General features: G+C 47.2%; 13 protein-coding genes and 1 pseudogene. 8 read left to right on the top strand and 6 right to left on the bottom strand.

Annotation, left to right across the window (positions count from 1 at the left end):
• Positions 1–689 (bottom strand): annotated as a pseudogene (locus tag ACLR2L_RS14160) (12-oxophytodienoate reductase); the annotation flags it as partial.
• Between the two features lie 169 nt (positions 690–858).
• On the opposite strand from ACLR2L_RS14160, the gene ACLR2L_RS14155 reads away from it, so the two are divergent.
• From ACLR2L_RS14155 to ACLR2L_RS14140, 4 genes are all read left to right on the top strand, one after another.
• Positions 859–1,572 carry a glutathione S-transferase family protein gene (locus ACLR2L_RS14155; protein WP_413368897.1) on the top strand — a complete coding sequence of 238 codons (714 nt, stop codon included), beginning with the start codon at positions 859–861 and terminating at the stop codon, positions 1,570–1,572.
• Positions 1,573–1,626: 54 nt separating this feature from the next.
• Positions 1,627–1,761: a hypothetical protein gene (locus ACLR2L_RS14150; RefSeq protein ID WP_413368895.1), complete on the top strand. Its 135-nt coding sequence runs from the start codon at positions 1,627–1,629 to the stop codon at positions 1,759–1,761.
• Positions 1,758–2,234 carry a DM13 domain-containing protein gene (locus tag ACLR2L_RS14145; RefSeq protein WP_413368893.1) on the top strand — a complete coding sequence of 159 codons (477 nt, stop codon included), beginning with the start codon at positions 1,758–1,760 and terminating at the stop codon, positions 2,232–2,234. The genes ACLR2L_RS14150 and ACLR2L_RS14145 overlap by 4 nt, the downstream gene beginning before the upstream one ends.
• An 89-nt stretch (positions 2,235–2,323) precedes the next feature.
• Complete coding sequence (locus ACLR2L_RS14140; protein ID WP_413368891.1) at positions 2,324–2,725, top strand: MAPEG family protein; 402 nt, start codon at positions 2,324–2,326, stop codon at positions 2,723–2,725.
• Between the two features lie 623 nt (positions 2,726–3,348).
• On the opposite strand, the gene ACLR2L_RS14135 is transcribed toward ACLR2L_RS14140, so the two are convergent.
• From ACLR2L_RS14135 to ACLR2L_RS14120, 4 genes are all read right to left on the bottom strand, one after another.
• A complete protein-coding gene (locus tag ACLR2L_RS14135; protein ID WP_413368889.1) occupies positions 3,349–4,719 on the bottom strand; it encodes an L-serine ammonia-lyase in 1,371 nt (456 codons plus the stop codon).
• A 127-nt stretch (positions 4,720–4,846) separates the two neighbouring features.
• Positions 4,847–5,371: a CoA pyrophosphatase gene (locus ACLR2L_RS14130; protein ID WP_413368901.1), complete on the bottom strand. Its 525-nt coding sequence runs from the start codon at positions 5,369–5,371 to the stop codon at positions 4,847–4,849.
• A gap of 40 nt (positions 5,372–5,411) precedes the next feature.
• Entirely contained in the window at positions 5,412–6,845 is a 1,434-nt protein-coding gene (gene pabB, locus ACLR2L_RS14125; RefSeq protein ID WP_413368887.1) for an aminodeoxychorismate synthase component I, read from the bottom strand.
• Between the two features lie 33 nt (positions 6,846–6,878).
• Positions 6,879–7,025: a hypothetical protein gene (locus ACLR2L_RS14120; protein WP_413368885.1), complete on the bottom strand. Its 147-nt coding sequence runs from the start codon at positions 7,023–7,025 to the stop codon at positions 6,879–6,881.
• Here ACLR2L_RS14120 and ACLR2L_RS14115 point away from each other — a divergent pair.
• Positions 7,024–8,556, top strand: coding sequence for a fumarate hydratase (locus ACLR2L_RS14115; protein ID WP_140957512.1), 1,533 nt, complete (start codon positions 7,024–7,026; stop codon positions 8,554–8,556). The genes ACLR2L_RS14120 and ACLR2L_RS14115 overlap by 2 nt on opposite strands.
• Positions 8,557–8,679: 123 nt before the next feature.
• A complete protein-coding gene (gene rmuC / locus ACLR2L_RS14110; RefSeq protein WP_413368899.1) occupies positions 8,680–10,125 on the top strand; it encodes a DNA recombination protein RmuC in 1,446 nt (481 codons plus the stop codon).
• A 3-nt stretch (positions 10,126–10,128) separates the two neighbouring features.
• On the opposite strand, the gene ACLR2L_RS14105 is transcribed toward rmuC, so the two are convergent.
• A complete protein-coding gene (locus ACLR2L_RS14105; protein ID WP_413368883.1) occupies positions 10,129–11,328 on the bottom strand; it encodes a GGDEF domain-containing protein in 1,200 nt (399 codons plus the stop codon).
• Positions 11,329–11,409: 81 nt separating this feature from the next.
• On the opposite strand from ACLR2L_RS14105, the gene ACLR2L_RS14100 reads away from it, so the two are divergent.
• The gene (locus ACLR2L_RS14100; protein ID WP_413368881.1) at positions 11,410–12,315 is read left to right on the top strand and encodes a prenyltransferase; all 906 of its coding nucleotides are present in this window, start codon (positions 11,410–11,412) and stop codon (positions 12,313–12,315) included.
• On the top strand, positions 12,300–12,657 hold a 358-nt coding region (locus ACLR2L_RS14095; protein ID WP_413368879.1), incomplete at its 3' end, for an SOS response-associated peptidase family protein. The genes ACLR2L_RS14100 and ACLR2L_RS14095, both read left to right, overlap by 16 nt.

The following is a 12,657-nucleotide window of genomic DNA, read 5'->3' as shown; positions in this document are numbered from 1 at the left end:
TCCTGCTGCTTCCACTGAGAATAACGCAGCACAATAGGGAAATCTGGCGCAGTGGCTGCACGAATCGCTTTAATGATTTCCACCGCAAAGCGACTGCGATTTTCCATGCTACCACCCCAGCTATCGGTACGCTGGTTTGTGCCTTCCCAAAAGAATTGATCGATAAGGTAGCCATGTGCGCCGTGGATCTCAATACCGTCCATACCAATGGCCTTAGCATCAGCAGCGGCTTGGGCAAACGCTTCAATAACAGCTTCGATATGCGCTACTGTCATTGGCTCTGCGCCTTGTTTTCCGGGCTTGAAGAGCCCGGAAGGTCCTGCACTTGGCAGCTCAGGGAAGGGGGCTTTTTCTGCTACGCGCGCCATGCCTACATGCCACAGTTGGGGCATGATTTTTCCACCCGCAGCATGTACCTCGTCCACTACCTTTTTCCAGCCTGCCAGCGCGGCCTCACCATGAAATTGCGGGATATTAGCATCCATGGTTGCTACTTTATCGTTTACCGTAGTTCCTTCGGTAATGATTAGGCCTGTTCCGCCCTCGGCTCGGCGTTTGTAGTAACCCGCTACATCGGCGGTGGGAATGCCATTGGGCGAAAACTGCCGTGTCATGGGGGCCATCACTATGCGGTTACTCAGTGACAGATTGGCGCTCTGAAAAGGCGAAAATAAGGTGGTTGAAGCCATGAATATCCTAACTAGCAATAAATGTATCAGTTGATGTTAAACGCGATGAGAGTGTTGTCAATTTGCTATTATTTATAGTGAGTTATAAGTAAACCCATAGCAAACAGCCAGATTGCTTTTGCCGAGCATCGGCGGTAGTGTTATTCAACATCATTTGAAAGGACGCGATATGATTACATTAGTGGGCTTTGGCCCCAAGTTTGGCCTGGCCGATGCCAGTCCTTTCGTATTAAAAGTGAATGTGTACATGAAAATGTCAGGCATTGCGTTTACCACTGTGACGGACTTTGCGGCGTTTAAAAAGGCCCCCAAAGGCAAGTTGCCTTACATTGTGGATGAGGGGAAATGTATAGCAGATTCATTTTTCATTCTGAAGCATCTGCAAGAGAAGTACGGAAGCGGCCTCGATGATCACCTGACTATAGAGCAAAAGGCAGGTTCGCATGTGATCATTAAAGCCCTTGAAGAGCATCTCTACTGGTGTGTCGTCCATTCACGCTGGGTAAAAGACGACACCTGGCCCACCGTAAAACAGGCATTCTTTGGCAGCATGCCGTTTCCTTTAAAGTATGTGGTACCTTGGGTAGCCAGAAACAACATGCGCACAGCCTGTTTAAAACAAGGGATCGGCAAACACAGCGATGAAGAAATTTTGGCGATAACCAGAGGAATGCTCGCCAGCTTATCGGTTTTACTAGGCGAAAAACGCTATTTTTATGGAGAAAAGCCCAGCACAGTAGACGCAGTTGCCTTTGCATTTCTGGCTCAAATAACCATTTCAAAACTGAATAATCCGCTTAACGACATGGCCCGAACGTTTCACAATTTGGTTACTTACTGTGAGAGGATTGAGCGGACCTATTATGCAGATGCAGATAGCTAGTCTCTTGAACAAAACGGTAATAGCACTGTGAAGCATAGAATAACAATAATCATCATGAGCATACTCTCACTGTTTGGCTTTAGCGCAAATGCCACACCTGAAGCAACCTTTTGGGTGTGGTTTCAAAAGCACAGTAACGATATCTATCACTTCGAAAAAGACAGAGAAAAGGAAGGACTTAAACGTTGAAATCATTGCGATTGATAATTCTGCTGCTGTCTCACTTGGTAATTGGCATTATGGGTTTTGCCATTGGCATTTATAGCTTACCTATTCTCACTGCGCCGGCATCACCCGAACTCGCTCAGCTGGAAAAAGCGTCAGCTAACCGAAGGTATCAGGCGGAATTTACCAACAACCTGGCTGGCAGTGATGTTCTGCATTGGGGAAACGGGCAAGTAACAGTAGGTCCTGATTTCATTACACTTACCGGCGAATTGTCGCCCGGACCGGATTTTAAGCTGTATTTATCGCCCGAATTTGTTGAAACAGAAGCCCAGTTTAAAGCGCTAAAATCCACCATGGTTCGGGTAGGTGATGTACGTACGTTTACGCATTTTATTGTTCCGGTAGACTCGAATATTAATATTGATGAATACACTACGCTGATAGTGTGGTGTGAATCGTTTGAACAATTTATTACCGCTGCAAAATACCAATAATTTGATTTACCAGAAAGTGTATTTTTTGGTTGATGTGTTTATGAGCTGGTGTGCTGGTTCACTGATGAGTTGTTTAAGGATAAACCGCAATGCTATCGCTATTCTTACCGATGTTTGTACATGTTCTGTTGTGTGCGTTTTTATATGTTTTGCTCACACTGGCTCGCGCGCCGGCAGTATGGAATGCCGGGGGTAACGTGCCCGCTTTATCTGCCTTGGCTGCCCGTAAAGATCGCATTAGCGCTAATTTGAGCAATCAGTTTGAATGGCCGGTTTTTTTTCACGTAATATGCCTGTTCAACCTGTTTCAGGCAGAAATTACCAGCGCAGCCATGGTGTTGTTAGCGTGGCTATTTATTGCCGGACGGATAATTCACAGTGCAGTGCACATTGCATTGGATAACGTGAGATTACGCGGGCTGGTATTCACCATTAACTTTGTTGCAGTGTTCGCTATGTGGTTGCTACAAGTTATTTATCTGTGTTGGTAATGGTTTAACCGTGTTCGCAAAAGCAAAGATAAAACCTTACGAATGGCTGTATTTTGCGTTACTGCTATGTTTGGCTTTTGCTCAACTTGTTAGCAAGGTGCTTACAGAAACAGGTGGTTTCACCAGCCGTTATAGTGCCTTTTTCGCTATAGGGCTTATATTTGCGGCATTTGTGGGTAACCGTTACAACAAAGCGTTGCTGTCTCGCTGGTGTTGGCTTTCGATATTCTGGTTCCTAATCATAACAGACGCTGTGGCCATTCTGTTTACCGCATATCTACTGATTGTTAATGGTACTGGAGCTTTGCTTAATGCAGGTGTATTGTGCGCGGTTGCTGTATTGTTCATTCCTGGTTTGTGGCAACTATATCGGTATGTGTGGGTAAACGCATCAATATGGAAAACGGGCTAACACTTTAATTTACGCCATCTTTCATGTATCGAAGAAGAACCAAATACAATAAAAAAGACTCGCTTCATGCGGGGGAGCGATTTATCTGTTGCTGAAATTAATGCTCATTGCGACGAGAACCAATAAACAAGTGAAGCGTCAGCGCCATTATTTCGCTAACGCTTCAAGAGAATATCAGGATCTAACGTTCACCCTGACACGCAATTTTGATTTAACACTCAATAATATTTACAGCCAAACCGCCGCGTGCGGTTTCTTTGTATTTGGTTTTCATTTCTGAACCGGTGTCGCGCATGGTTTTAATGACTTTATCCAACGACACTTTGTGTTCTCCGCTGCCTCGCAGGGCAAGTCGAGATGCGTTAATGGCTTTAATTGCGCCCATGGCATTGCGTTCAATGCAGGGTACCTGAACCAGCCCACCTACCGGATCGCAGGTTAATCCCAGGTTATGCTCCATGCCAATTTCAGCGGCATTTTCCACAGCCTGAATACTGCCGCCCAACACCTCAGTGAGCGCACCTGCGGCCATAGAACAGGCCACGCCAACTTCGCCCTGACAACCCACTTCAGCGCCAGAAATCGAAGCGTTTTCTTTGTACAGGATCCCAATAGCACCAGCAGTTAACAGAAAGCGACTGGCTATTTCTTTGTCAACCGGACGAATAAATTTATCAACGTATTTTAATACCGCAGGAATAATCCCTGCAGCGCCGTTTGTTGGTGCTGTTACTACACGTCCACCGGCAGCGTTCTCCTCGTTTACGGCAAGCGCAAACATGTTTACCCAATCCAATGTTTGCATTGGATCACTGGAGAATTCGGTGGTTAAGCGACGATGCAATGAAGGAGCACGGCGCACAACTTTTAATCCCCCCGGCAGAATGCCTTCAGCATCAATGCCCCGGCTGATACAGGCATCCATGGTCATCCATATTTGTTGTAAACGGGTTTTAATGTCGCTGTTGGGGTGCAGCGCTTTTTCGTTTTTTAACATTAGCGCGCTAATGCTCAGACCATGTTCTTTGCATAACGCCAGTAATTGATGAGCGGTTCTGAATGGATAGGGCACCTGTGCAACCAGTTCGTGTGCTTCCTGTTTGGCTTGTTCCCATTGATCGTCGCGTACGATAAAGCCGCCACCAATAGAATAAAAGGTTTGTTCCAGTAACAGAGCGTCGTTTTCGTAGGCCCGGAAAGTCATGGCGTTCGCATGGCGTGGCAGACTCTTTCTGCGGTGAAACACAATCGCATTCGCGCGTGGAAACTCAATAAGCTGCTGACCATTCAGATTTAGCTGTTCTTTTGCATCAATCTCTGCAAGTACTGCGTCAACCGTATCAATGTTGACTGTATCCGGCCGTTCACCCAATAACCCTAAAATGACCGCTTTGCCGCTACCATGGCCTTTACCGGTTTGACCCAACGAGCCAAACAGTTCCGTTTTTATGTCGGTTACGCGGTGAATCAGCTGACTACTGGCCAACTGGGCAGCAAAGTCGGCCGCCGCATTCATGGGGCCAACCGTATGTGAACTGGAGGGGCCAATGCCCACCTTGAACATATCAAATACACTAATCATTAGGGGTACGCTTTGTTATTGTTAATATAGAGTTAGTTTGCCGTGAGCACGCAATATCAGCAACTCAGATATGCTAATGGTAGCATGAGAAAAATTAATCGAAGGGTTTTGTAATGCGGGCAGTGAATTACGCGTTGTCAGTAAAAATTGACGCCAGGCTGTTCATCAGTGCCGCCGTGGCTCCCCATATCATTTTGTCTTGCCAGGGAATGAAATATACCGGGTAGGTATGGCCTGCGCGGGTGATATATTCGGTTTGATAGTGCTCTGGCTTGATCAGATAGGAAAGGGGCACTTCAAATGTATTACTTACCTCATTGCCATCCGGGATAAGCGTAAATCCCGGCTCAACGGTTGCCACAAAGGCCGTCATAGCAAACCCGGAGATAGTGCGGTAAGGCGGCAACTGACCAATAATAGAAATATGCGAATCAGGCAGGGCAATTTCTTCCCAGGCTTCGCGTTTTGCCGTATCCGCCAGGCTTGGATCGTCCGGCTCGTGTTTGCCCCCCGGAAAACTCACTTGCCCAGGATGATGTTTGAGGTGTTTGGCCCGTTCAGTAAACAGCACTGAAATGGCGTTACTGTGAGTCACAACCGGTATTAATACCGCAGCTGAGCGACCGGATTTTCGCAAGGGGTGATCCGGCACCGGTTGCAGCGGAGGGGCGCTGTGAAATCGGGCTAAGAACTCAGCTTTTTGCAAATGTTTGCTCCAAAACAGGCAGAATTTTCGCTACTTTAGCCAGGGTTTCTTCAAATTCTTCTTCTGCCACTGAATCAAGCACTATACCGCCACCAGCCCAACAGTAAAGCGTGTTGTTTTCGGCCAGTACAGTGCGAATGCAAATGCTGGAATCCAAATCCTGACGAATACCAAAATAAAAAAAGCTGCCGCAATAAATTGCTCTGCGGCTCGGTTCGAGTTCTTCAATGATTTCCATGGCCCGGATTTTCGGCGCACCCGTAATGGAGCCACCTGGGAAGCAAGCGGCCAGTAATTGCAGCGGATGACTGCCCGGCGCCAGTTGACTCTGTATCTTGCTTACCATGTGGTGAACAGCTGGGTAGCTTTCAAGGCTGAACAGTTCAGGCACTTTTACTGAGCCTGGCACACTGTGTTTACTGATATCGTTACGCAGTAAATCTACAATCATCAGGTTTTCAGCGCGGTCTTTTTCGGCACTTAGCAGTGCTTGTGCACTGGCGGCGTCCTCAACCGGATCAGCAAACCGGGGGCGGGTACCCTTGATGGGTTTGGTTTCGATGTGCCCATTTCTGCACTGAATAAAACGCTCTGGTGAGACACTGATAATGCTGCATTCAGGCAAGTTCATAAACGCTGAAAAAGGCGCTTTGTTGGCGTTAGTCAGGCGCTTGTATGCTTCCCAGCTACTGCCGGTAAATCCGGCACTAAAGCGCTGCGCGTAATTCACCTGATAGCAGTCGCCGGCAACCAAATAATCGTGTACCGCGTTTAACGCGTTAAGGTATTGCTGCTTGGTTAAATTGCTTTGCCAATGACTTGTCAGTGCAAATTCGGATGCAGGTGCTGTGTTGCTTTTATCGTTCACTAACGTGGCGATATCTGGCTCAGGCACGTAATCCAGGCGGCAGAAGAAGAATTGCTCAAGTGCATTGTCGTAGATAATTGCCCGGTCGTATAACCCGGCGGCAAAGTCCGGGCACGCATATTCATTAGCATTGATGGAAGGCATGGTTTCCAGATAACGCCCGTAGTCGTAACTGATAAAACCTGCCAGTCCTAACACAAAGGGTAAATCGTTAGCATGCTTAAGTTCGGTTTGATCAATTGACGCTTCAAAATCGGCAGTTAACGCCATTGCTACATCAATGGGAGACGTGTTTGTTGTTATCAACTCAACGTCGGTGCCTCGACGATCTTCCAGCGTGGTTTGGTAGTCTTTGCAGGTAAGCACAATCGCGGGTGCCCACAGCAGAATATCAAAACGGCTTTTACTGGCTTTACTACCGCCTGAGTCCAACAGTTGCGCCCAGGGCTGCGAAGCCATACCACTGAACACATCCTGTACTGTTACACCGTTGGGTACGGTAAGAGGCGAAATATGTAAACTGCTGGCCGAAAACTGAATTGGGTTTGTCATAGTTTTGCTTTGGGGATTACCGTTACTACTTCATTAGAACCGGCGACAGAACGCGCCACAGGCTTGTAAATACACACCAAAGTCGGACATGGTTTTATTGGTGCAGTCTGTCGACATGCGGTAGTATACGGATTCTTCGTCTAGATGACTATGTGAGCCCACAAAATAAGAGGACGCCATGACCGTAATCCGTCAACAAGACTTTATTGACAGCATCGAAGATGCATTGCAATTCATATCCTACTACCACCCATTAGATTACGTAAAAGCCGTAGAAAAAGCGTATTTGAAAGAAGAGAGTCAGGCAGCCAAAGATGCCATGGCACAAATTCTGATCAATTCGCGCATGTCAGCAGAAGGCAAACGCCCTTTGTGTCAGGACACCGGTATTGTTACCTGTTTTGTAAAAATCGGGATGGCGGTTAGCTGGGACAAAACCGATATGACCGTTCAGGAAATGGTAGACGAGGGCACTCGCCGCGCCTATTTAAATCCGAATAACCCACTACGTGCGTCTATTGTGGCTGACCCTGCCGGTGCGCGTAAGAATACCAAAGATAATACGCCAGCCGTTGTGCACATCGACATGGTAGCAGGCGATAAAATTGAAGTGATGATCGCTGCAAAAGGCGGCGGCTCTGAAAACAAATCCAAAATGGTTATGCTTAACCCCAGCGATGATATTGTTGAATGGGTAGTAAAAACCCTGCCTACCATGGGTGCGGGCTGGTGTCCGCCAGGCATGCTGGGCCTCGGAATTGGCGGTACTGCAGAAAAAGCTGCTGTGCTTGCAAAAGAAAGTCTGATGGATCCTGTTGATATTCAGGAGCTCATGGAGCGCGGTCCGCAAACTACCGATGAGAAACTCCGTTTAGAAATATTTAAACGTGTAAACGATTTAGGTATTGGTGCTCAGGGCCTGGGTGGTTTAACTACCGTGGTAGATGTAAAAATTAAATCAGTACCTACCCACGCAGCGTCTAAACCCGTGGCGATGATCCCTAACTGCGCAGCTACCCGTCACGCGCACTTCTATTTAGACGGTAGCGGCCCGGCAGATCTTAAGGCACCTAAGCTGGAAGAGTGGCCAGAAGTAACCTGGGAAGTGGGCGCTAATACCCGCCGGGTGAACATGGATGAAGTAACTAAAGACGACATCAAAGAATGGAAAGTGGGCGAAACCGTATTGTTGTCAGGCAAAATGCTGACTGGCCGCGATGCCGCACATAAACGCATTCAAACCATGCTGGACAATGGTGAAGGCCTTCCGGAAGGCGTCGATTTTAACGGTAAATTTATTTACTACGTTGGTCCGGTGGACGCCGTGGGTAATGAAGTGGTTGGTCCGGCAGGCCCAACAACGGCAACACGCATGGATAAGTTTACCGATATGATGCTGGAGAAAACCGGTATTGCTGGCATGATTGGTAAGGCGGAACGTGGGCCAGCCACGGTAGATTCTATCGCCAAACACCAATCGGTTTACTTAATGGCCGTAGGTGGTGCAGCTTACCTGGTGTCTAAAGCCATCAAGAAAGCGCGTGTAGTCGCGTTTGAAGATCTGGGTATGGAAGCCATTTACGAGTTTGAAGTAGAAGACATGCCGGTAACGGTTGCGGTAGACAGCACTGGCGCGAATGCGCACCAAACCGGCCCAGCCATTTGGAAAGCGAAAATCGCGGATCTGGATAAGGCGCTTTCGGGTAAATAAATCGGGCAAAACGCCTGATTAAACAGTGCTGATTTCAGTAAATCAGTATGAATACGGACCAATAACGGGTACCTGGTGCAATTGAGCAGCAGTGGTACCCGTTCTTTTTTCAGAACGGGTGAAATGGAACACATCAACATAATAATAAATGCGGGTATTGCGCTAAGCGCACTGGCAATAGGCGTGATCATTGGCAACTTAAAAGGCCGTAATCAATCACAGCAAGCTCAGTCAGATAAGGAATTACTGGCACAGCGACTTGAGCAATGTCAGCAACAGGCTGAAGCGAATATTGGCTCACTTCAGACTCAACTGACAGAGTACAAACAGCATGTGCAGGCACTGCAATTACAAAATCAGGATTATGCAGCCAAAGCCGCCCTGGTGCCGGAATTGCAGCAACAACGCAATACGTTGCAGCAGGACTATAAAGCACTTCAATTGCAATACACCGAGCTAAAGTCGGCCAGTGAAGCACGTCAGGCTGCGTTTGATGAAGCGCGTAAAAGCCATGATGAAAAGCTTGATGCACTGCAAAATGCGGAAAAACGTTTGCAGGAACAGTTTGAAAACCTGGCAAACAAGATTTTTGAAAAGAAAGCAGAAAGCTTTTCTAACGACAATAAAACCCGGTTGGATGCCTTACTTAACCCGCTAAAAGATCAAATCGAAGGATTTAAGAAGCAGGTAACCGACCAGTATGTTAGAGAAGGTCAGGAACGCGCATCGTTAAAAACCGAGATCCTGGGATTAAAAGCGCTGAATCAGCAGATCACCGAAGATGCTGCTGCGTTAACCCGCGCGTTAAAGGGCGATAATAAACAACAGGGCAACTGGGGTGAAGTGGTACTGGAGCGTATCCTGAAAGAGTCGGGCTTGCGTGAAGGGCATGAGTTTGACACACAAGTATCGGTGCGCAATGAGCACGGTAAGCTTCAGCAGCCTGACGTAGTGGTGCATTTGCCCAACGACAAAGATGTGATCATCGATGCCAAAATGAGTCTGGCAGCTTATGAACGTTACTTTAATAGTGATGACGAAGAGGAACGGGCGCGTTATTTAAAAGAACACGTTAATTCTATCCGTACGCACATTAAAACGTTGGGCGCTAAGGACTATCAGGAGCTGGAAGCCCTGAGAACACTCGATTACGTGTTGATGTTTATACCGGTTGAGCCCGCGTTTTTGCTGGCGGTAGATGCTGATCCCGAATTGGTTACACTGGCGTTAAATCAGAATATCATGCTGGTATCGCCCACCAACTTACTGGTAGCACTGCGCACCATCAATAACATCTGGCAATACGAATACCAAAACCAGAATGCACAGAAAATTGCACAGCATGCTGCGAAGTTATACGACAAGTTTGCCGGTTTTATTGGTGACATGGAAAAAATTGGCAAGTCGGTTGAAGCCACTCAAAAACACTATGATGCAGCGTTCAATAAACTGTCTTCTGGCAGGGGAAATATACTGCGACAGGTAGAGCAATTCAGGCAACTGGGCGTGCAGCCCAGTAAGCGGCTGGACAGTGATGCCATGAGTGACGACGATGACAGCGAAGACTAGTCGCTAATTCGCTGTTGCCGTTGGTATAGGATGGTCAGGGGTTGCAATGATACTTTGATCCCGGCCATTTCGTTTGGCTTCATACAATGCATTATCGGCCAGGGTCAGCAATCGGTCCTGGCTGTTTACCATAGTCACATCCGCGCAACCGGCACTGATGGTAAGGGCAGGTGTATTGATTTGCCATTGGCTGGTGCGAATCGCCAGGCAAATCTTGTTTGCTACTTCATTGGCTTCTGAAGCGGTCTGTCCAGGCAATAATATAATAAACTCCTCGCCACCAAAGCGGGCAATTACGTCGGTTTGCCGAACCGTTTGCCTGAATACACGGGCTGTATTAACGATCGCGTTATCGCCCGCCGCGTGTCCGTATTTGTCGTTAATCAGTTTGAAGTGATCAATGTCTAACATAATGATACTAAAGGGCATATTGTATCGTTGGTAAAGCCCAAAATAATCAGCGAGTTTAGCCTCAAATGCCCGGCGGTTTAGTAAACCGGTTAGCTGATCGTGATCGGCCAGGTGTTTCATTCTGATGATAAGGCGCGATACCGCGGTGCCTACTGCCGTAACATTAATTAAAATAATCAACACGATGTAAATCCACATCAGTATCGGACTGCTTTTTGACGACAACGGAATCGCTGTGATCACTTCGCGTTGATATAGCAGCCACATAGCGCTTTTCATACCAATGATGAGTACTAAAGAAATGTCAGGTATGCTCAGAATGGCCGCATTGGAATAGTTAAACGCCGATGCCAGTGCGCGAAATTTCATCCAGGTAGTGGAAATCAGAATAAACAGCGCTAACAATAACAAGGTAACTGATGTCAAATTCGCTGAAATCTGACCTAAAAGATGCAAAGCCGCAACGCCAGCAGCACCAATCATCAGAACACGAATCCATCTTGGATCCAGCGGTAATACCAGCAAATGTCGTAAAGCAAGGTTGTACATCACCAACGTAATCAGTAACGTTAGATCAGCTATCACCCAAAGGTTGGTTACAGGAAAAGTAAATTGTTGCGCGCCTAATACCAGTGAGAGGGCGAAAAAGCCATTGGCGGCGGAAAACCGGACACTGCTTTGGTAATAGAGCCTGAGTGGTTTGCCGATCACCAGCCAGCACAAGCAAAAAAACAGTGCAATCAGGATATTTACTTTGCTTAGATCAATACTGGCCGACAAATAAACGTCCATGATAAACCTTATGACATTACTACAGCCTGAGTATAGTTGATCAAGTCACTCATGTACCTGCAGAGTTTTTAGGAGAAAAGGATGCGAACCTTTGCTGCTGTGTTTCAAACCATGCGACCGCCATTCTTGTTACTGGTAATGAGTTGTTTAGTACAATCGTTAGGTATGCTCACTTACCTTAATATCGACTGGTCATGGTTATTATTTAGTCTTGTTTTTGTGTGTGGACTTTCGGCTCACATTGCAGTGAACATGTTAAATGAATATCACGACTGCGCGTCGCAGCTGGATTTTAATACCAGTAAAACACCGTTCAGTGGCGGTAGCGGCGCATTAGTACTGAATCCTGGTGCGTTATCGGCAGTAAAAACAGTAGGGTGGTTGTTTGTATTTTCAACTATCTTGTCTGGTTTACTGATATTGAATATGACCAAGGCACAGCCCGCCAATCTTGTGTTAATGGGAATAGTGGGGGTGGCAATTATTATTGCTTATACCCCGGTGTTAAATCGGTATGCGTGGCTATGTTTAATTGCGCCCGGTGTGGGATTTGGTGTACTAATGAGCTATGGCAGCTTTGTGGTATTGAGCGGCTCACACTTATGGATTGCTTTCATATTGGCACTGGTACCTTCGTTACTTACCAATAATTTACTGTTATTGAATCAGTTCCCGGATGCACAAGCCGACGCAGAGCATGGCCGCAACCACATAGTCATTAAACGTGGCTACCGCATGGCTGCGTCGGTGTATTTTGTGCAATGGCAGTTGGCCGTATTGGCACTGGTAATAGGGCTGTGGTGGCTCAGTGTTCCCTGGTATGTTTTCCTGGCTGGTTTACCCTTGGTATTCGGGCTGCGAATTTATGCACTATCAAAAGACTACACGGCTACCACGCCCGCATTTTTGGCTGGAATGGGGCAGAATGTATTGATGACGTTACTTACCCCGGTATTACTTGGAGTGTTGCTATGTGTGGCAGGTTGAATGTAGCCGACAGCCCGGGGGTACGAGCCCTTTGTGATCAGTTGGAAATCGCCCTGTGGCCGGATGAAGGCATGTTAACAAAGCGATTCACCCGCGCTACCGACCGCGTAAGTATTATTTTGCGCGATAAAGGCAAAGCTGTTATGCGCAATGCGATTTGGTGGTTGTTACTGGAGAGCGATCATACAGGGCCCATCATGCGTTTTGTTCCCTCAAAGTACACTTCGTTTAATACCCGTTACGATAAACTGAATACCCGTGGCAGTGCAGGCTACCACGCATTCAGACAGCAACGATGCGTGATCCCGGCCAGCGGGTTTGGTGAATCGCAAAAAGCAGGCT

This window comes from Alteromonas sp. AMM-1, assembly GCF_047290655.1.
GTDB classification, from domain to species: Bacteria; Pseudomonadota; Gammaproteobacteria; order Enterobacterales; family Alteromonadaceae; genus Alteromonas; species Alteromonas mangrovi.
The sequence above is the reverse complement of the archived record's forward strand: the minus strand, read 5'-3'. Positions and strand labels throughout refer to the sequence as shown.

What these genes read in the sequence shown, in the direction of transcription:
- ACLR2L_RS14155 (WP_413368897.1), top strand. Translation starts at nt 859, where the DNA reads ATGATTACATTAGTGGGCTTTGGCCCCAAGTTTGGCCTGGCCGATGCC.
- ACLR2L_RS14150 (WP_413368895.1), top strand. Translation starts at nt 1,627, where the DNA reads ATGAGCATACTCTCACTGTTTGGCTTTAGCGCAAATGCCACACCTGAA.
- ACLR2L_RS14140 (WP_413368891.1), top strand. Translation starts at nt 2,324, where the DNA reads ATGCTATCGCTATTCTTACCGATGTTTGTACATGTTCTGTTGTGTGCG.
- ACLR2L_RS14135 (WP_413368889.1), bottom strand. Translation starts at nt 4,719, where the DNA reads ATGATTAGTGTATTTGATATGTTCAAGGTGGGCATTGGCCCCTCCAGT.
- pabB (WP_413368887.1), bottom strand. Translation starts at nt 6,845, where the DNA reads ATGACAAACCCAATTCAGTTTTCGGCCAGCAGTTTACATATTTCGCCT.
- ACLR2L_RS14115 (WP_140957512.1), top strand. Translation starts at nt 7,024, where the DNA reads ATGACCGTAATCCGTCAACAAGACTTTATTGACAGCATCGAAGATGCA.
- ACLR2L_RS14120 (WP_413368885.1), bottom strand. Translation starts at nt 7,025, where the DNA reads ATGGCGTCCTCTTATTTTGTGGGCTCACATAGTCATCTAGACGAAGAA.
- rmuC (WP_413368899.1), top strand. Translation starts at nt 8,680, where the DNA reads ATGGAACACATCAACATAATAATAAATGCGGGTATTGCGCTAAGCGCA.
- ACLR2L_RS14105 (WP_413368883.1), bottom strand. Translation starts at nt 11,328, where the DNA reads ATGGACGTTTATTTGTCGGCCAGTATTGATCTAAGCAAAGTAAATATC.
- ACLR2L_RS14100 (WP_413368881.1), top strand. Translation starts at nt 11,410, where the DNA reads ATGCGAACCTTTGCTGCTGTGTTTCAAACCATGCGACCGCCATTCTTG.